The sequence below is a fragment of the Bacteroidales bacterium genome (assembly GCA_016707785.1).
Classification (GTDB): Bacteria; Bacteroidota; Bacteroidia; order Bacteroidales; family UBA4417; genus UBA4417.
Genome location: JADJGZ010000018.1, coordinates 1 through 18698, shown reverse-complemented (window position 1 = coordinate 18698; position 18698 = coordinate 1). Strand labels below are relative to the sequence as shown.

At 41.9% G+C, this 18698-nt stretch carries 18 protein-coding genes; 8 read left to right on the top strand and 10 right to left on the bottom strand.

What is annotated here, in order from left to right; genetic code table 11:
• Positions 1–59: 59 nt before the first annotated feature.
• The 4 genes from IPH84_11360 (at position 60) to IPH84_11345 (ending at position 5450) form a co-directional block, all read left to right on the top strand.
• A complete protein-coding gene (locus tag IPH84_11360; GenBank protein ID MBK7173807.1) occupies positions 60–1400 on the top strand; it encodes a hypothetical protein in 1341 nt (446 codons plus the stop codon).
• A gap of 10 nt (positions 1401–1410) precedes the next feature.
• Complete coding sequence (locus IPH84_11355) at positions 1411–2121, top strand: hypothetical protein (GenBank protein MBK7173806.1); 711 nt, start codon at positions 1411–1413, stop codon at positions 2119–2121.
• A 221-nt stretch (positions 2122–2342) separates the two neighbouring features.
• Positions 2343–3059, top strand: a complete 717-nt coding sequence (locus IPH84_11350) for a hypothetical protein (GenBank protein MBK7173805.1) — start codon at positions 2343–2345, stop codon at positions 3057–3059.
• Between the two features lie 150 nt (positions 3060–3209).
• Positions 3210–5450 carry a GH92 family glycosyl hydrolase gene (locus IPH84_11345; protein MBK7173804.1) on the top strand — a complete coding sequence of 747 codons (2241 nt, stop codon included), beginning with the start codon at positions 3210–3212 and terminating at the stop codon, positions 5448–5450.
• Positions 5451–5695: 245 nt separating this feature from the next.
• Here the strand turns inward: IPH84_11345 and IPH84_11340 are convergent, their stop codons facing one another.
• From IPH84_11340 to IPH84_11325, 4 genes are all read right to left on the bottom strand, one after another.
• Positions 5696–6826 carry an ATP-binding protein gene (locus IPH84_11340; protein ID MBK7173803.1) on the bottom strand — a complete coding sequence of 377 codons (1131 nt, stop codon included), beginning with the start codon at positions 6824–6826 and terminating at the stop codon, positions 5696–5698.
• 704 nt (positions 6827–7530) lie between these two features.
• A complete protein-coding gene (locus IPH84_11335) occupies positions 7531–7818 on the bottom strand; it encodes a hypothetical protein (GenBank protein MBK7173802.1) in 288 nt (95 codons plus the stop codon).
• Complete coding sequence (locus IPH84_11330; protein MBK7173801.1) at positions 7760–9493, bottom strand: NPCBM/NEW2 domain-containing protein; 1734 nt, start codon at positions 9491–9493, stop codon at positions 7760–7762. Before IPH84_11330 ends, IPH84_11335 begins: the two co-directional genes overlap by 59 nt.
• Positions 9494–9646: 153 nt before the next feature.
• A complete protein-coding gene (locus IPH84_11325) occupies positions 9647–11080 on the bottom strand; it encodes a glycoside hydrolase family 125 protein (GenBank protein ID MBK7173800.1) in 1434 nt (477 codons plus the stop codon).
• Positions 11081–11335: 255 nt separating this feature from the next.
• On the opposite strand from IPH84_11325, the gene IPH84_11320 reads away from it, so the two are divergent.
• From IPH84_11320 to IPH84_11305, 4 genes are all read left to right on the top strand, one after another.
• Positions 11336–12949 (top strand): lamin tail domain-containing protein, encoded by a 1614-nt coding sequence (locus IPH84_11320; protein MBK7173799.1) that lies wholly within the window; start codon positions 11336–11338, stop codon positions 12947–12949.
• A gap of 104 nt (positions 12950–13053) precedes the next feature.
• Positions 13054–13320, top strand: coding sequence for a hypothetical protein (locus tag IPH84_11315; GenBank protein MBK7173798.1), 267 nt, complete (start codon positions 13054–13056; stop codon positions 13318–13320).
• Positions 13268–13765 (top strand): lamin tail domain-containing protein, encoded by a 498-nt coding sequence (locus IPH84_11310; protein MBK7173797.1) that lies wholly within the window; start codon positions 13268–13270, stop codon positions 13763–13765. The genes IPH84_11315 and IPH84_11310 overlap by 53 nt, the downstream gene beginning before the upstream one ends.
• Positions 13766–13785: 20 nt before the next feature.
• Complete coding sequence (locus IPH84_11305) at positions 13786–14238, top strand: T9SS type A sorting domain-containing protein (protein ID MBK7173796.1); 453 nt, start codon at positions 13786–13788, stop codon at positions 14236–14238.
• 155 nt (positions 14239–14393) lie between these two features.
• Here the strand turns inward: IPH84_11305 and IPH84_11300 are convergent, their stop codons facing one another.
• The 6 genes from IPH84_11300 to IPH84_11275 all read right to left on the bottom strand — a co-directional run.
• Positions 14394–15059, bottom strand: a complete 666-nt coding sequence (locus tag IPH84_11300) for a methyltransferase domain-containing protein (protein ID MBK7173795.1) — start codon at positions 15057–15059, stop codon at positions 14394–14396.
• 278 nt (positions 15060–15337) lie between these two features.
• Positions 15338–15694, bottom strand: coding sequence for a hypothetical protein (locus tag IPH84_11295; GenBank protein MBK7173794.1), 357 nt, complete (start codon positions 15692–15694; stop codon positions 15338–15340).
• On the bottom strand, positions 15691–16434 hold the full coding sequence (locus IPH84_11290) for an acyloxyacyl hydrolase (GenBank protein MBK7173793.1): 744 nt from the start codon (positions 16432–16434) through the stop codon (positions 15691–15693). Before IPH84_11290 ends, IPH84_11295 begins: the two co-directional genes overlap by 4 nt.
• Before the next feature lie 385 nt (positions 16435–16819).
• Positions 16820–17635 (bottom strand): hypothetical protein, encoded by an 816-nt coding sequence (locus tag IPH84_11285; GenBank protein ID MBK7173792.1) that lies wholly within the window; start codon positions 17633–17635, stop codon positions 16820–16822.
• 253 nt (positions 17636–17888) lie between these two features.
• Entirely contained in the window at positions 17889–18164 is a 276-nt protein-coding gene (locus IPH84_11280) for a hypothetical protein (GenBank protein MBK7173791.1), read from the bottom strand.
• 332 nt (positions 18165–18496) lie between these two features.
• A partial coding sequence (locus IPH84_11275; protein MBK7173790.1) for a hypothetical protein occupies positions 18497–18698 on the bottom strand: 202 nt, incomplete at its 5' end.

Here is an 18698-nt window from a genome sequence, read left to right as displayed (position 1 = left end):
CATTTTAATGATTTTAGACAGTTTCTAAATATATTTCATGTACTTATAACAAATGTCATATGAAAAGACTCACTTTCCTTGCATTATTAATGATATCTTTCGCACTAATCGCTGTGTCCCAGGTTGACAATCCTGCAAAAGGATATCTTGTGACCATGAAAGGAGATACAATTTGGGGACGGATTTCAGATTTATATGGAATCAATAGAAGTACTGAAATCAACTTTATTCCGACTGATGGCAACTCTCCACGAATATTGGATACTAAAGATATTTTTTGCTTCTATGATCATGAAAATGGTTATTATTTTAGTTCAATAGTACCCGTAGACTATTCTCCTGTTGAGTTATCATCACTTCGCCAGGTTCCTGAACCCGATTTGAGAGTAGAAAGAGTATTTCTCAAACTCATGAGTGGTGGGCGAATGAATCTCTATTCATATTTACGAGGGGGCGGACGACAACTGTTCTTTGTTTCTAAAACCAATGATACCATCATTCCATTGATTGACTATACTTATTTTTATGATGGATATGAATATGATGAAAGAAACAGCAATAAAGTAGATAGTTTAAAAAATGTAAGTAACAATCATAATCAGGATTATGTGCCCGGTGGAGTACCTTCTTCAATTCATCTGGCTAAGTACAAAGGTCAATTAAGTTATCTCATGTCGGATTGGCCGGAAATTCAAAGAGAAATTGGAAGGTTAGCCTATAAACAAAAGGAAATTGTCCAGTTGGTTGATAATTATAACTATTACTTTGATCCTTCTCTTAAAAATAGCCGTCCAGGGTCAAAGATTTCAGAAACTTATTTCGGCATTTCTTTTGGCACTGGAATCGGAAAGTTCAATTATTTAAAAGCGAACACTTATAAGGAAGCGTATGAATTTGGTTTTGATGTTCCTTTAAGAATTTCAGGGTTTTACGAAATTATCCCGACGAAATTTAATGGTCATGTCAAATTCCAAAATCTGCTTAGCCTTGACTGGTATCAGTCCAGGTCGACCCGTACTTATTTCCAGGCACCGGTTGATATAACAGAAAACCTGGTTTTTTCCCCGGTTTCATTAATGCTCACCAATAATATTAAAATTTGTACAAATAAATCTCCCGTTTTGTACTATTTCACATTAGGTATATCAAACTCCTATATTCTTACATCAAAAAATAAACTTATCAAAACTTCATTATTAGGTCAGACTGAATCTGAATTAGAAATGGAAGTGGCTAAAGACCTGGTTAAGTATCATATCTCATATATTGTTGGAATAGGTGCAGACTATAAAAATTATGCGTTTGAGCTGAGGTTTGATCCACCCAGGGAGTATACCAAATACAGTTTTAATGATGCCTCTCATCAAGCCCTGTTATTAATGGTTAGTTATCATTTTTAATTTAAGAATCTTGAATCTGAAGTTCTTTAGCCTTCTGTCGCTGTTATTGTTAATAGCCATCCCCGGAATTATTGCCCAGTCTGTGAATGACAGCCTGCAGCCGGATATGCACACAAAGAACCTGAACTCAGATAGAACATCTAACACCGATGGTTTATACGGGTATCATGCTTCTGAAATTCAGGATAAATATTCATTCTTTATAAATTCAGGAATTGGTTTTGGACAATTTGAATACATTGATGTTCTTTCAAATAAAAAGGTCTATAAGTTCAACCCTGACATTCCTTTGCTAATTGGCTTTAAGCTGGAAAATAAATTACATCTGTTTAACTATAGATATTCCTTAATGACAGAGTTATCCTATCAGTATTATTCAACTGAAGCAATGACTAATCTTAGTACAAGAGTCGGGGAAATTAAATATTCAAAATTGCACCTGGTTGCTATGGGGAAGTATAACAGATATTTTAAAAATTTTGAAACTTATGCTGGTGCAGGACTGGATGCATCCATGCCTATTCGGATGAAAAGTGAAATTATCCATCCCAATGAGCTTTATAAATACAGGATAGTAATTCCGGTTTCTGTGGGTGTGCAATTCACCAGGTTTGGATTGGAACTCCGATATACAAGCCCTGAACAGCTTGTAATATGGGCTGATACGGATGTTAATCACTGGAGTGTTATGGCCATCGCAAGCTGGAGAATCAGGTATTAGTGTCCGCTGATTATCTGAAGAGATGTTTCATTATTTAATCTAACCATAAGGCTTTTATTTATCTTTGGTTATTGTTACTGTACTTTAATATCGTGAGAAGAAATCTGGCTTTTTCAATTGCAATCCTTCTGGTTACATGTGTCATTCAGGTGCATTCTGCTAACATCATTTATTTTAGTGGAACAAGGACAGCCATTGGTTTGAATCAGGGCTATTTGAACATGAATCGGAAAGCTCAACAGGTTTTACCGGTGTTTCGGGAACAGAAACCATTTATTGTTAAGTATAATCAAAGTTCCAGGCTAAACCAATTCCTTGACGAGAGTAATAAAAATGTATTTGGGATGATGGTAGGTATCGGCTACGGAAAACTCCGCAGCAATGATCTCAATGATCCTGAGTTCAATTTTAAACCATCCTATACAAAATATGCGGGCGTTACATTAGATGTTCCCATCCCCGCCCTGGAAAAAAGAGGTTACTTCTTTTCTGAACTTTCTTTCTCACAGTATACAGCAAACTCCTTTGTGCACCTGCCCGATACGACACTCGGTCACCCGGAAAGGGATTTTTATGAAGTCACCCAGAAATTTGCTCCCAATACACTTACACTTGTTAATACATTCAGGTATTGCTTCGTAAACCGTGATTTCAAGTATTATGTGAGTGCAGGGATTTCAAATAGTTTCCTGATCTCACCCGAAAACAAAAAAACGACTGTCAATTTCCGGAATGGTGAAACCAAATCAGAAGTGGAGTCTTTTATCCCTGATTATGCTGTACATGGTATTATGCTCATCGTTGGCACCGGGATTACTTATAAATATATTGGCCTGGAACTCAGGTATGACCCGGGCAGAAATTATACACGTAAGGTGGATTACTCCATCCATCAACCCATTCTTTCCGCTCATCTGCATATACGCTTTAATCCATAGTTACCATTTGTATAGTGGTAAATCTTCCCGGATCGTATGGGCTAATTCAAGGAAATTGGTCCCGCACCTTGAATCTCCGGCTTAGAATTTCCAGACACTCTCTAAATTATTTTACTTTTGTTAAGGAGTTTAATTAAAAATATTAAAAACATGCAAAGCCGTTTTTCCCTGATCTTTTTGTTGGCCCTGTCAGTTGTGCTGAACCTTCAGGCGCAAGTGAAAACCTATCAGCCAGGTATACTTGAGTCAGTTGATCCCTTTATTGGAACCGGCGGACATGTGCATACTTTCCCCGGGGCCACGGTTCCTTTTGGTATGATACAATTAAGCCCTGATACCGATATTACGGGCTGGGACTGGTGTGCAGGCTATCATTATTCCGATTCATCCATCATGGGTTTCAGTCATAACCACCTGAGCGGCACCGGCTGGGCCGACCTTGGGGATATTTTGCTGATGCCGACCACAGGTCCGGTACAAATGGAAGCCGGGCCCAAAAGTGATCCTGATAAGGGGTATCGGTCGAGGTTCAGTCATCAGCTGGAGAGCGCCAGCCCGGGCTATTATAAGGTTTTGCTTGCTGATTATGACATTACTGCAGAACTCACAGCTTCAGAAAGGGTAGGGTATCACCGGTATACATTTACCGGAAGTAAGGAATCAAATATAATTATCGACCCTGTACACAAGATTTTTGGGAAGACCATCCAAAGCATGGTGAAGATTGAAGGAAATATTGTGAAAGGTTACTGTTACAGTGATGGATGGGGTGGAAAGCGATATGCCTATTTTGTTGCTGAATTTTCGAAGCCTTTTGCCTCTTTTGGAACCTGGAATAAGGGTGAAATGAATCCCGGAAGCTCATTTGAAGCCGGAACTTCAGCAAAAGCCTGGGTAAGCTTTGATACAAAACCCGGCGAACAGGTTGAAGTGAAAGTGGCTCTCTCTTCAGTAAGTCTCGAGGGTGCCATCAGAAACCTGGCCGCAGAACCCGCAGGAAGAAATTTTCAATCAGCCCGGGAAGCAGCAAGGGAAACCTGGCTGAAGAAATTATCGGTAATCGAGGTGAAAGGGGGTACTGCTGAACAGCGTAAGATATTCTACACAGGTTTGTACCATTGTTTTATTGCTCCCAATCTTTATATGGATGTGGACGGCCAATATACTGCAGTGGGTAAGAGGTTGCAGGCCAAAGGATTTGATAACTACAGCACCTTCTCATACTGGGATACTTTCAGGGCAACACATCCGCTTTTTACCATCGTGGACCAGAAACATACTGCTGAATTTGTGAATACCCTGATCAGTCGTTATTCGGATGCAGATGACCATATGCCGGTATGGGAACTCTGCGGGTTCGACAATCTGTGTATGCTGGGTTATCATAGCGCTTCAGTGATATGGGATGCAATTGCCAAGGGAGTTCCAGGCATTGATCCTGTTAAAGCATTTGCCGCCATGAAAGATGCTTCGCTCACTTCAAAATCGAGCAGCAGCGATGGGATTGGAGGGCTGGATGTACACGCCAGCAAAGGTTTTGTGCCTGTTGAATATGGAGTGTCGGTATCACAAACCCTGGAATTTGCCTACGACGATTGGTGTGTAGCATCCCTGGCAAATCAACTGGGGCTGAAAGAAGATGCCACAACATATTATAAGAGATCCATGAATTTTAAGAACCATTATCAGCCATCCACTAAGCATTTCTGGCCAAAAAATGAAGATGGCAGCTTTGTGGAAGCTTTTGAACTGAATGACTGGAAAAACCTTCAGCCGCACTGGGTTTCAGGAAATATCTGGGCATATGATTATTTTGTTCCTCATCGCCTTGACACCCTGGTGGCGCTTCATGGAGGGAAAAAAGCTTTTGAAAAGGATCTCGACCGGCTTTTCAGCGAAAGCATCGAAATGAAAGGCGACCAGCATGTTGATATTTCAGGGTTCGTAGGGATGTATGGCCATGGGGATGAACCGGGACATCATATCCCATACCTTTTCAATTATGCGGGAGCCCCTGCCAAAACACAGTATTGGGTGGATTACCTGCGTCGCACCATGTATTCTACAAAGCCGGATGGGATGATCAATAATGAAGACTGCGGACAGATGTCGGCCTGGTATGTTTTTTCAGCCCTCGGATTTTACCCTGTTTGTCCGGGAAAGAACCAGTATGACCTTGGAACACCGATGTTTCCTGAAGCAATTATTCACCTGGAGAATGGGCAAAGTTTCAAAATCATTGCGAAAGGCGTTTCCCCGGGAAATATCTATGTGAAATCAGTGAAGTTAAACGGAAAACCATTTTCAGGCCTGATACTTCAGCATGAGGATCTGATGAAGGGTGGCACACTTGAATTTCAGATGGGGAAGGCAAGCCCGAATGTAAAATGATGCGGGTATTGGTTGGATGATGCCATTCATAATCAAGCTTGAAGTTATTGTTAATTCCGTTAATTTAAACCTGTCAGGTTTTTGAAACCTGAAAGGTTTTTTATCCGTAATAGAGGGCATTTCTATATTATCAGTTACAGCAATTCTTGCTTTGAATCAAGGAAGATGAAAGAGATGGTGATGTTGGTATATTGATTCTGAATTTTATTATGAGTTAACTAATTTAATTTTCATTAATTCTGGCATTATATGATCCAGTCCAGATAGTTATCCGGATTAATGATCAGAAATGGTGCATCTGGATAGGCTCTCTTCCATGCTCCAGGAACCTTTACCTTTTTATCTTTCCATTTGATTTCAAAAGCCTTTAGTGAATCTGTGCCAGTTTCGACCAGGTCAATTTCCTGTCCGTCGTAAGTTCGCCAGAAATGAAGATTGACCGGCTCCGATCCATATTGCCTTTTCTTCAGCCGCTCCGAAATCAGGTAATTCTCCCATAGTTGTCCGGCATCGTGACGAATGGAGAGTGGATTGAAATTGCTGATCAGGGCATTGCGGATACCGTTATCATAGAAATACCATTTTGAGTTTTTGGATATTTCTTTACGAAGATTGGATGAATACCCTCCCAGACAGTGAATGATAAAGACCTTTGAAAGCAGGTCGAGATACTTGTCGATCGTATTTTTATTTAATCCAAGCTGCGCACCTAATTCAGTCATTGAAACTTCGTTTCCGGTTTGAAAAGCCAGAAGAGTAAGTAAATCCCGAAGCTTCCCTGCGTTTCGGATACCTTCAAGGCTCAGAAGATCTTTAAACAGATAAGCATTAACCAGTTCTTTTAGGTAATCAGAGCGTAATGCATTATCATTCATGGTGACAACCTCCGGGTATGAGCCATATACCATCCTCAATTCAAGATTTTGCCTTGTTTCCAACTTGTTTTCACTGCCGGCAAGCTCTCTCTGGCTTATGGGAAATAGCAGAAAAGAGTAACTTCTACCGGTTAGGGGTTCGCCTGTTTTATTTAGAAGGTCAAATGAAGAGGATCCACTAGCAATCACCTTGACCTGTGGTACTTCATCAACAATCAGTTTCAACACCTTACCTATATCCGGAACATTTTGAGCCTCATCAATAATTAGTAAATCAATGTTATTGAGAAGGTTGCGATAGTTCGATATGCTCCTTTCCGCCAACAATAACAGACTGGTAGTATCTTCACCGTTAAGTACCAGTCTCCTCTCGGTAGAATGTTTTACGATCTCATTAATAAGCATGGTTTTTCCTACCCTGCGCGGACCAAAAAGCAAGATAACCTTACCGGGGCTTAGCCGTGCTTCAATCCTTTCCTGAAGCTCTCTTTTTATAAGCATTTGTTGCATATTTCATTTGATACAAATATACGACACAACTATTAATTCTATCATAAAAATTGATAATTCAGTTAATATAATAACTTAATTACTATTAATTCGGTCATTATGAGAACCATTTTACTGTTTTAAGGTCAGCCTTGGAAAATTTGATTTCTGAAATTGAGTCTGTAGAAAGGATGATTGTATGCTTAAATTACGCTCAATAATACCTGACTGACATTTCAGGAAAAAAGAATTAACTGTAAACGGATTAAGATACTTTTTTATGAGGCGTTCGCTACTACTGGGTCTTATCTCGTTGTACTCAACGAACTTTCTTTTTGCCCAGAAAGAAGCAACTAATTGGTTTTTTGTAGAGATGAATGCCCTGACCTTTAACTATGGCGTTACTTAGAATATGGCATGCTCCAATCTTCTGGTTTTTAAACTTTTATATCCTATATAACAATGCGGAAAAGAAAATTAGGAAGAGAATGGGGATGGTAACGCTTGTACTGTAATTCCTGTAATTAACCTGACAGGTTTATTTTAAGCAAAAGGTGGGGGATTCTTATCTTATCAGTTATTGTGTTGCTGCATGGGAAAACAGGACAAAGACAGTGATGCTGACTCTGATAAGATAAATCCGTTAATTTAAACCTGACAGGTTTATTTCCGATATGGGGGTTTATAATTTAAACCATCAATACATGTATCCACCCCTACTTCCTGCTCACCTTCAATAAACGTACTCCATGAGAGGGCAGGCTGGTTTCAAACCGCTGATCAAAAACACCAATGTTTTCCTGTTTCCAGACATCTCTCAGCATTTGTTTTCCTTCTAAACCGAGATCACTCCATTTCATCACGATTTTCTCATTGAATAGTCCACGGTTAAATAAACCTACTGCAACCGAACCATCTTCCAGCTCCTTTTTCCATATTTCAAGGTTATTGAGCTGCAGTACCCGGCTGGCCTGCCGGCCCAGGGGATCCTGGTTGATGTCCAAGTACTTCACTGTTGGTAAGCAGGTTTAGAGTGAAATCATCCATCTGGGTCATATCACAGCCAATAAGCAGGGGAGAGGCCAGCAATGACCATAAGGAGATATGGGTGTATTGTTCGTTGGGTGAAAGCCGCGTTGGATGAAGACTGGGCCCCCAGCCTACCATTCCGACTACCAGCATATCCGGGTCATTCCAGTGGCCTGGTCCTGCATATTTCTCCTTCCCTGCCTGTCCGAAGCCAATACTTTCCATACTCGACCAGTCATCGGTAATATCACCGGTTGTCCTCCAGCAGTTGCCACCCACTTCTTCACCCCATTCCCATACATCTCCCATTCCATACTGGCATAAACTGTACACAATATCCCTGTCGGCCTTGTCCAGTGCATTACGCATAACAGTATAGGGTTTCTTGAGTTCAGCAAGGCTATGGTCCTTTGCAATTCTTTCATAATCGCACCAGTCGTATTTCAGGTAATCGAATCCCCACCTGGCAAACTGAAGGGCATCAGCCTCCTCGTGGAGGTAGCAGGCTTCATATCCGGCACAGGTTTTGGGCCCCGGACCAGAATAGATACCGACTTTTAACCCCTGAGAATGAACATAATCAGTTAATCCCTTAATATCAGGGAATTTTTTATTGGTAGCATAATTTCCCTGTTCATCCCTGGTTTTCCCGCCTACAATGGGATCATCGCTGTCAGGTTTTACCATCCAGCAATCATCGATATTGATATAACTCCAGCCATAATCGGCAAGGCCTGATTGGATCATTGCATCAGCTGCCGCTTTCACTTTATCCTGATCAATGGCACAGGCAAAGCAATTCCAGCTGTTCCATCCAAGGGGAGGAGTGAGGGCTATCTGATCGCCAACCACAATGGTGAATTTCCTTTTGTCGGCACCCAGTTCATTTTTAGCAACAAGGGTCGTTTCATACTTACCCGGTTTTTTCACTTTCCCGCTGATGATTCCGCTCGCTTTATCAACGGTTAATCCATCCGGCAAGCCTGTTACTGCATAAGATATGGGCTTTTTTCCGGTAGCAGGGATCTTGTAAAGAAAATCGTGCCCTGGCCTTACCCCATAGATCTTTGGCCCGTTAATCCTGGGATTTGGGGAGGGTTTAGGGGTTAAAATGATGGCTTCTTCCTTCACGCGGTTCACAGTTTCGGGACTGACACCTGTAACAAGGAAATAGGCCTGTGCCCAGTCGGCATGGTCATAATTGATGCCGTCACCGGCCCCATCTGCAATAAGGATCAGTGTATCGATGCCGGTAACGTTGATGTCGAATTTCTCGGAAATCCCTCCGGAAGTCAGAACCTGGCTTTTCCAGAGCATAGCCCCGGCACCATAAATACTGAAAACTACCGAACCGGTTGTCAGTTTTTCTTGATCATCAACCCCAACTATGGCACTGAAACGTATGCAACCTCCATTCAGCCTGACATATAACATACTGTTGGCATGAGTGCCGAATCCCTTCTGATATTCAACACCGTTCAGGCGCAAGGGGTTTCCCATGCAGGAAACATCTTTTCCAAGTTGTCCCCAGCCAGTAGAGGCTTTCGACAAATCGAGAGAGGAAAGCCAGACAGTATCTGCATTCTGGGATGAAACAGATTCAAAACCCGCCATCATAAGCAGGGCCAGTAAAAGTGAAAATAATCTCATGACAGTGAAATTGAAAAGATTACTCCTTTTTTTGTAAACCTAGGGGGGGGGGCCCCCTTTTGGGGGCGAGGGGGGCCCCTTTTCTCTCTCGCCCCCTGACCCCTGAATTCTGGATTCTTTTTTGCACTACATTTTAATAATTGTAGACAGTTTCTAAATGTTTCTGAGTATCTGCGGGTGCTCTTTGTAAACCTTGATGATCAACTCTCCGAAGAGGGTGTTGGCCCAGGCAAACCAATTCCTGGTATAGTCGGCGGGATTGTCTTTGTTAAATGATTCATGCATAAATCCTTTTCCGGCATGGGTGTTTTTCAACGTCACAATACATTCCCTGATTTCATCGGGTTGCGTGCTGGTAAGGGCCTGCATGGTTAGGGCGATGGGCCATATTTTATCGATCAGCGTATGCGGACTGCCAATTCCTTTGGCTGCTTTTCCACTGAAATACCATGGATTATCCTTGCTGAGCAGGAACCTTCTTGTATTTGAATATAATTCGCTACCGGGTTCCATGCAGCCCAGGTAGGGTAATGACAGCAGGCTCGGGACATTGGCATCATCCATGAATAATTTGTTTCCAAATCCATCCACCTCATAAGCAATGATTTTGCCATAATCAAGGTGAGCAGAAACAGCATACTTCATTAGTGCATTTTCAACCTCATTGGCAAGGGCTCTTAATTTCAGGGCAAAAGCGGCATTGGCTCTTACTTCCTGCTGAATATCGGCCAGTTGTCGCAACGATTGGACGGCAAAGAAATTCGATGGTACCAGGAAAGGGAAAATTGTGGCATCGTCTGAAGGGCGGAAAGTTGAACAGATCAGTCCTACAGGGTTGATGGGATTGCCATATCCATTGCCGGCAACAGTATCTGATTGCCAGGCTGTTTCTCTCTTAAAGGTATAAGGGCCGCGGCTTTCTTTACGTTGTTGCTGAATAAAAGTGGCATACACCAGTTCCATGGCGGCCTGCCATTCGTCATCGAAAATGGAAGTGTCACGGGTTTCTTTCCAGTAACCATGTGCAAGTCGGATCGGATAGCAGAGGGAGTCAATTTCCCACTTCCGCTCATGCAACCCCGGCTTCATATCGGTAAGGTCGGTCTTCCACTGGCTGATCTCTTCACCATACATGAAGGCATTGGCGTAAGGATCCAGTTTTATGCATAGCACCTGCCTGTTTACTACCCCTGAAATAAGCCTTTTCAACTCAGGTTCCTTGTTAAGCAGGGGCAGGTAAGGCCATACCTGTGCAGTAGAATCCCTGAGCCACATAGCCCGGATGTCGCCGGTAATGACAAATGTATCTGCCTTTCCGCGGATGTTGGCCGGAATCACTGTGGTGTCGAGGGTGTTTGGAAAACAATTCTCAAACAGCCAGGCCAGTTCAGGATCGCTGATGGCTGCTTTAACTTCGGCAATCATAGCTTCTACTGCCTTACTTTCAAAATTCCTTTTTCCAACTATCGGACGGTTACTGGTATATTCGCCAAAAGGCTGAAAAACTGAACCGAAAATATGATTTGATACAGCTAAGCCAGCAATCCCGGCAGAGGTGTTCGCAATAAACTTTCTTCTTGAAACCATGGGAGTGGAGAATTTATTTATGGATGATTTTTTCATCCTGTTTCTTGTCCAGACAAATATAGGTTTTTCGTTAAAAAATAAGCGTTAGTAGAGGATTTTAGATGCAAGTTACGGGCATTATTAAATTAACATTAATTTTACCCTCTAACAAGATATCCTCAACAGTAAAAAATCCCTCAGCATATGATGAAACGATACCTTCTCCTGGCAACTTGTTTTCTCTGTTTTTCATTTAGTTATCACCTGAGAGCATAGGTGGTTATCAATGAGTATTGTGTAACAAATGTAGATCAGCATGCGGATAATTATGGAGAATTTCCTGATTGGATTGAATTGTACAATGCTGGCAGCTCAGTAGTTAACTTAAAAGATTATGGTTTAAGTGATAATCCTGATAATCCTGATAAGTGGAAGTTCCCGGTAAATTTCAACCTTCCTTCGCATGGATATAAAATTATTTGGCTTTCCGGAAGAAATGAATCCTCATTAACAGGTATTCACACCAATTTTAAACTCACTCAAACCAAAATTCCGGCTGAGTCGCTGGTACTCTCTGATCCTACTGGTGTTGTGCTAGAGGAAAAGGTTTTGGAAGTCACACAATTAGGACATTCCAGGGGCCGCACTACCGATGGATCTTCAGAGTGGTCAGTATTTACGGCTCCCACATTCGGAAGTTCAAATAATTCAGCAACGCCATATACCAGGTATGCTGAAAAACCTGTTATGAGTGTTGATGCCGGTTTTTATACCAATAGCTTCAGCCTTACAATCACCACCAATGAGTTGAATGCTGTTATCAGGTATACCACAAATGGCTATGAGCCCAAACCGACTTCCTTAACGGTTACCGGACCCATTACGATGGCCACAACCAGGGTGATGAAGGCTAAGACTTTTAGCAGTGATCCGCAGGTTTTGCCCAGCCTTGTTGAGTTCAGAACTTATTTTTTCAATGTAAGCCATTCATTGCCGGTTATTTCAGTGGCTGCTGATAACCTTACTGACCTGCTGAATGGTGACGCTTCTCTTGTCCCTTATGGATCCTATGAATATTTTGGAACGGATGATCAATTGACTACCTCTTCGTACGGACAGATCAATAAACATGGCCAGGACTCATGGGGCAACCCTCAGCGCAGTATTGATGTGGTTAGCAGGGATGAATGCGGTTATAATTCTGCTTTAAAGAATAAATTTTTCAAAACCAGCGACAGAACTGAGTTTCAGCGGTTGATCCTCAGGGCATCCGGTGATGATAACTATCCTGCAAAAGATTCTGCCATCCAGATGAGAGACGATTTTATCATGACAGCATCTGACCTTATGGGTCAAAACCTGGATTGGCGCCGTTCACATCGCTGTGTGCTTTATGCCAACGGTCAATTCTGGGGCGTATATGCTATCCGCGAAAGAGATGATGATGCTGACTATTGTGAGTATTATTACGGGCAGGATAAATATAACCTTCAATTCTGCATGCTTTGGGGTGGAACCTGGTCAGAATATGGGGGACAGCAGGCCATTGACGATTATCATGATCTGTATTATTACATCATGCATAACAATATGGCATCACCTGAAAAGTTCGATTACGTAGCCAGTCAGTATGATTATACCAGCCTGGCCGATTATGTGATCATCAATTCCTATGTGGTTTGCAGCGATTGGATCAACTGGAATGTGGGTTGGTGGAGAGGAATGGATTCAACCGGTTCGCATAAAAAATGGGGATATATTCTATGGGATGAGGATGCCACATTCAACCATTACATTAATTACACTGGGTACCAACACAATTGCCAACAGCTACACCATGTTTCCAGGAGGGTATCACGCAAGATCCTGAGGGTCATATTGATATCCTGAACCGGCTTAGAATGAATCCTACATTTAACCAGTATTATGTAAGCAGATATATCGATTTGATGAATACCGGGTTCAACCCTCTTTCATGATTCCTCTGTGATAGTATGGCTGCCATGATTGAACCTGAAATTCCAAAACACTGCAACCGCTGGGGTGGATCGCTCACAGAATGGCAGGAAAATGTGCAGAAAGTCAGGGATTTCATAAATACCAGGTATACTGTTGTGAAAGACGGGCTGTTGGATTGTTATGATCTAACAGGTCCTTATCCCATTACACTCAATATTGATCCCCCTTTAAAAGGAAAAATCCAGGTAAATTCCATCACCCCTGAGCTTATCCTGGGAAGGATACTATTACGGTGGCATTGATGTATTACTTAAATCTGTCGAGATTGATCCCACCTATAAGTTCGATCATTGGGAACTTAACAATCATATTGTCCAGCCTTCTGATACCGCCACTTTAGTCAGGCTGCAATTACTAACCAATGATGTCATTACGGCGGTATTTGTCCCACGTACAAAAAATGATACGCTGGTAATCAATGAGATAAATTATAATTCAAGTCCTGATTTTGATCCGGGTGACTGGGTTGAAATTTATAATCCTCAGTCTTATTCAGTGGATGTTTCCGGTTGGGTTTTTAAAGATGAAGATGACTTACATTCTTATGTAATTCCCCAGGGAACTGTGATGCCTGCAATGGGATATCTGGTTCTTTGTACTGATATTACTGCATTTGACCCTTTATTCCCTGCAGTTCAGAACAGAATAGGGCCGACAGGTTTTGGTTTAAGCGAAAATGGGAATTAATCCGGCTATATAATCCTGATGTGCTTCAGATCGACACTGTGAATTATGATGATACAGACCCATGGCCTGTTGAACCGGATGGAAATGGTCCCACACTGGAACTGATTAATCCTACGCTCGATAATGCGCTGGCCAGCAGTTGGAAAGCTTCCTATACGCCGCATGGCACACCCGGTGAACCTAATTTTTATGTGAAAGTGCCTGAAATACCCGAAGCTGGTAAGCGCCCGGTTATCAGCCTTTCCCCAAACCCTATGAATTCCTTTACACAGGTATCGGTTAGAATGGATCAACTCACAGGATCGAATTCACTGGCAATTTTTGATCTGACAGGCAGGGAGGTCAAACGTTACGAAACGTCAGGAACCATTGTGCGAATCGACAGGGAAGGTTTATCAGGCGGGGTCTATGTGGTACGTTTGATCGATCAGTCAGGACGTTGGCTGCAATCAGCAAAGCTGGTAGTACAGTAGTAGTTCATAGAGGATTACGCCTGATTTTCCATTTTATTTAGAGTACTCTTCATAGGCTAAGAGCTGCTTGTTCTTTAGCTATTTCTAAATTCGATAAACTTAAGCCAGGGATTATATTCAGGAGCTTTGTTTAAAAGAGTCAACAAGGAAGTTTACTACATTATCTTACCGAAAGGCTTTACCAGGCTCTCCTGCCGGAAATCCAGGTCTTTCAATTCATTTTCTTTTTTAAAGATCATGAATGTATGATGATTTAAAAGGTTAGCAGGATGTAGATTCAGCTTTAATTGTTCACTGTAAATTCTTTTAACAGTTTCCGGGTTTAAATTCTTATGTTTCCTGAGGCACCTAAAATACCGAAGGATTGAGCTAAGGAAAATAAATGGGTAAAAAAAAGGGAATAGTATAACAGAAGCCTTGCTGATCCTGGTATAACGGACCTCACTGATCCTGAATCCGGCAAGTGTTGCAAGTATTCTGAGTTTCTGCAACCCAATGAGGAAAATATGACCATGGTAAATCTCCTGATGCAGGCTTTTATCCGACATCCAGATATCATCAATTTCATTGGGAGGCATTTTCCGGAAGTTCTCACTTTCAAATAAAAGATAGGAGATCCTGGATCGAATGTTGGAATAGGAGGGAGTCGTGATAAGTAAGCGGCCTTTCAATTTCAGTATACGGTTGAACTCTTTGAACACCTTGAGCTGGTCACTGAAGTGTTCAATTCCTTCCTGGCAGATAATCATATCGGCATGGTCATCTGCAACAGGAATACTTTGCATCACATCCGCGAAATTGCACTTAACCTCCTTGAGCATGAAATAATCAGGAAATAGGTCAAAGCTTCAACGTTCGCTCCCATTTCCAGAAGTAGTTCGCTGGTCACCTATTCCCTGCAGGAATATCCACACATTTGCCAACCAGTTCATTCCTGATCCCTTCGAGGTATTTTTTGATATGAAACTTTGGACTTTTTGGATTAAAGATATTCGAATCAATCATTAGCTAAACATTAGTGAACAGATGAGACTTCTTTTTGAGAGTGCTTTAGTTCAGCAGAGTTACTGGACAGCAAAGAAAGGAATTATCCTTCTACCTACAGCCGGTATCCCAGGTTGAATTCGAGGAATTCAGCCAGCATAAAGTTGATGGCCCTCACATTTACACCCAGCGACCATTGGTTGTAAATCTCAAACCTTGCACCCAGCCTTTGATAGGTTTGCTTGAAATTGCCATAATTCAGGTGCCTGGCATAAATTCCAACACCGCCTAATAAGGTTAATTTTCCTACGATCACCTCGGGTTGTGCACTGAACCCTACTGTGAAATTTTCGAGTGTGCGAGGACCAATAGTCCCGTCGGGATTGGCATTTAGCCCCCACCAATAGTTGAGATCCGTACCAATACCAGCCCTGAAGGCATTGCTGAACTGATAAAGATAGAATGCACTCAAGCCTCCCACTGCAAAATAATTGGAATCGAGTTCGTGGTCAACGCGCTGATGATCGCCATATCCCGGTCAGCTCTGCCAGCTTTCTCAATAGTTCGCGTTTCAGGCCTTCCCCTGAAATGATATTTAAGTTCGGCAAAAGGGGCATAAAGATTCATTCCCCGGTTTGGCCGTTCAAAGCCTCCGTTGGAAAAGTGGGTGAAACTGACACCCGCACCGAGATCCAGGTATTTTGTCAATGGATACCAGGCATTCACACCAATGTCAAGGTGTACCGTGAGTCCACCCCCGATAGCAAGGTTTTTGGGATTGTAGATGGAATCGTAATGTGCCCAGTTCCAGGCAATGCCATACTGAAATTCAGTATAAAGTTCTAGTTTTTTGACCCGAATGATCGGAATTCCCAATACTCCGTAGGCTGACAAGGGATATCCGATCTCACGGGCATTATAGAAGTCGCCGGCATAAAAACCTATTCCATAATAAGGACCTTTAAAGATTTTTTGCCATTCGGTATAACCCGGATTCTGCCATAGTAGTTTTAAGGAAATGGATTGATGTTGGGTGATAGGCCTATGCGAAAGATTATCGCCTTTCACAAAATCAGTCGTTTGTAGTACATCCCCTTTATGATAACTGACAGCAATGCCCGGAAAGTCGCGGGTTCTGCCGGAATAAAGGGAATCTTGAGAATAGCTTTGAATTGAAATAACCAGGAGAAATAGTGGAAGGAACGATTTCATTGCTTAATCCGGATGGTTTGAAGGTAATACTGTTGATTTTTGCTGATGATTCTTCTTTACCTGTTTTTAACGACAATTTTTATCCATTATTTTTTGGATATAGAAAGTTATCATATGAAGTCAAGCTTTTGCGTCTTTGCGCATCCTTCGCGTCCTTGCGGTAAAAAAGCAGGCCCTTTATTCCTACCTTCCTGTAATAAGTATTTTACCTTTCATCGCCTGTGTTTCATTGCTGAGTATCACATAATATAACCCTTGACTCCCCGGCTTCAACATTGAATTGGCTTATTAGATCACCATTCAAAGAGATAATCTTTAATTGCGAAGGCCATAGTAACGGAGAATGGAGTTTAAGGACCGCAATCAGTTGCCGGACAGGGATAAATTACAAGGTGTCCGTTTTCACTTCAGTAAATGGCTTAATATCAGTGGTTCCATTGAATTCATAAACTCCCATATCTATCCTGCCATTCCATATTCTTCCGCCACCTTCAAGGTCGGTTTCCGGTAAATTCAGGAAACCTGCATCCGGGGTACCGGAATCGATACAAGGAGAGTTGGCATTTAATTGGTAAGGGTAATTCCCGGAACCATAGAATGATGGGGGCAGATTCAGATTATTAAGGTATTCGCCATGATAACCTTCATGTCCGCCACTGCCTTCAAAACCTGCGCTATCGCCTTCAATGTTGCAATAATAAAAGGAAGGGGCGGAATAAACATCCCAGATATATACACTGCTTCCGAAACCCTGGTTATTATAAATGATGGAATTATACATTTTCGGGGCGGCAGAATCATTGCAATAAAATCCTCCGCCATATGCACTGCTGTTATCAGTAATGGTAAGATTTGAAAACACCGGGAAAGACCGTATACAACAAATTCCCCCGCCGAAAAAGAGACAACCGTTCTGGGCTGCAAGGTTATTGCTTAAGGTATGTGTAGGGGAGGACCTGAGCACACCCAGTGCACCTCCGAGGCCACTGAAATTATACATCATCAGGTTATGATTAAACTGGGGATCAGAGTTGTCGAATGAAGCTGCCCCTCCAACACCAGTAGACGAATTTGAAAAGAAATCATTGTTGTTCACCACAGGCGATGAATTGATCGCACAAACTCCTCCGCCATAACCATAAATAGTACCTGTATTCCCTGAATAGTTATCACTAAACCTGCACATACCGAATGATCGCATTTGCATTCCGGAGGTAAAACAGCCCCGCCTGAATAGGAAGCTGTAATTATGGTAGAAATAGCAGTGTTCAATCCTGGCTTTCCAAAGTTTTTCATTTGGATGGCTCCACCCATAGCAATTTGAAGAATCTTCTGCTGCTTCCCAAATTCAAACCTGCAATAACTAAAATAGGAAGAGTCATTCTCAGGAGTTGATTAATAAATCATCCCTGACCAACCCCTCTTCCTGAGGTTTGGCTACAAAATTGGAAGTATCACGTGTGGTAAAGAGGATTGAATCCCTGAAATCCAGCTGCGATAAGACAGCCCTGTACTTCCAGCCTGAAATCCGATTGAAACTCAACCCGGGTTCCCGGAGCAATGATCAATATCTCATTATTGGGAATCATCAAATGATCCGTAACCAGCACTGTGTCTACCGACCAGGTACCTGATACAATCCCTGAAACCGTCAGAGAGGTTGAAAACACCTGAGCAATAAAAGAAAATGAAAGAATTGTCAGGAAGACTTTAAGCGAAAGGTATTTCATTCGGATATATTGAATTACCCTGTAAAGCTAAGTGAAATATTGTAAAATGGAGGACCATCAATTTTTCATTGCATGTTTTTATCCACAATTACACGAATTATAGCACGAATTAACACAAATGATTTGTGCTTATTAGTTCAAATTATTCGTTTTAATCCGCGTAATAATCCGTTTCAGTCCGCGTTCCATTTTTGCCTTATAGCAAATTTTGCATTTTTCATTGTATTTTTCATTTGCATTTTTCATTTTGCGTTTTTCATTTTATTCATCCAACTCTCCTTATATCCTTCTCCGAAGCTCAAAATATCCAACAGCCAAAATTACAATAGAAATCAATGTCCAAACCAGCAGGCTCGTGAAAAGAACTCCTGCCTCATCGCTCCCTCCCTGGGAGAAATTGAAGACAAACCCATACGGAAAGCATAAGGATCATAAATAGAGGTTTCCATCGCAACACATTTGGATTCGTTATCAGTCCTGGTGATACCCAGTACAAATAAAACGGCAACAGGGAGAATGGGATCAGCGAAATTC